This window comes from Ruegeria sp. AI3 (genome assembly GCF_056541245.1).
Genome location: NZ_JBQFYA010000107.1, coordinates 1 through 516 on the forward strand (window position 1 = coordinate 1; position 516 = coordinate 516).

The 516-nt window shown below is 58.9% G+C and carries 1 protein-coding gene; it reads right to left on the reverse strand.

What is annotated here, in order from left to right; translation table 11 throughout:
* Positions 1-516 (reverse strand): ATP-binding protein (locus ACRZ95_RS23305; RefSeq protein ID WP_480555796.1); only part of this gene is annotated, 516 nt, incomplete at both ends.

Sequence of the window (516 nt, forward strand, 5' to 3'; positions counted from 1 at the left end):
CGGTGTCGGAGCCCAGGCGGTCACCTTGGTCAGCAAAGAGTCGTAAAACCGCGTGATCACCCCGCCCGAATAGGCCGTACCACCATCCAGCCGGATCCCCATACCGGTTGCTTCGCGGTAGGCGGTGATGCGGCCATAGTCGGGGATGAAGTTGTTTTGGGGGTCCTCGGTCGTGATCCGGGTCTGCAACGCGTGGCCGTTCAACTGAACATCGGCCTGGCTTGCGGCGCCAGTGGCTTCGGCCAGCGTCTTGCCCTCGGCGATCAGAATCTGCGCCTGAACGATGTCGATCCCGGTGACTTCTTCGGTGACCGTGTGTTCAACCTGCACACGCGGGTTCACTTCGATGAAATAGAATTTGCCCGTTTCCATATCCATCAGGAATTCAACGGTGCCCGCGCATTCATAATTCACATGAGCGCAAATCTTGCGGCCGAGTTCGCAGATTTCTGTGCGTTGCTCTTCAGACAGATACGGGGCAGGGGCGCGTTCGACGACCTTTTGGTTGCGGCGCTG